Consider the following 643-nt stretch of genomic DNA (forward strand, 5'->3'; position numbering starts at 1 on the left):
AGACTACGACAATAAATAAACCTATAAAAGCAAGCAGCATAGACTGTCCCAACTCTCTACCCTGATCATAAAAATCTTGATTATTGCACTGCGGAAAGTTGAGTTTTACTTGATTACCGTGATATTCCCATGCCGAACCAATAAAAACAGGGTGATTCAACACCCCGTCTTTATCGATTGTCGGTATGACTTGGGACATCACATGATTTTGAGCTTCTATCTGCGTGCCATAACAGATTTGGCCTACTCGATATCCCATATCAAACCTTATGCTTTATTGATCACGCGTTTAACCAGACCAATTGAAACGATAGCAATCGCAATGCCTACAACAACAACACCGAATGCGATAATACCTGTTTTCAGTGCGCCGATTTCTGTGGAGGCGGTATCAAGCAAATTTGATTCGGCCAATGCTTGAGTAGATAAAGCCAGAGGAGCAGCGGCAACAACGGCCAATTTTGCGCCGTATTTACGGCAAGTGTTCATCAATTTCATGATGTTTTTCCTTTTAAAAGTGTTTGGCGGAAATAATGATGTTTTTTCCAGCGACCGCCGAACGCTGAAAATCAGTCTTTCAAAAATCCGAATACGACAAATTCGTATTGGTTGCCGATTTCTTCAATACCTGCTTTTACGGCTT

2 protein-coding genes are annotated in these 643 nt (G+C 41.4%); both read right to left on the reverse strand.

The window, feature by feature from the left end; all coding sequences use genetic code 11:
• Positions 1–259: hypothetical protein (locus HMPREF2661_RS08850; protein WP_070823427.1), on the reverse strand; the 259-nt coding region annotated here is incomplete at its 3' end.
• Positions 260–267: 8 nt separating this feature from the next.
• Complete coding sequence (locus HMPREF2661_RS08855; RefSeq protein ID WP_070823429.1) at positions 268–498, reverse strand: hypothetical protein; 231 nt, start codon at positions 496–498, stop codon at positions 268–270.
• Between the last annotated feature and the right edge of the window lie 145 nt (positions 499–643).

This window comes from Neisseria sp. HMSC061B04 (genome assembly GCF_001836705.1).
Lineage (GTDB): Bacteria > Pseudomonadota > Gammaproteobacteria > Burkholderiales > Neisseriaceae > Neisseria.

What these genes read in the sequence shown, in the direction of transcription:
- HMPREF2661_RS08855 (WP_070823429.1), bottom strand. Translation starts at nt 498, where the DNA reads ATGAAATTGATGAACACTTGCCGTAAATACGGCGCAAAATTGGCCGTT.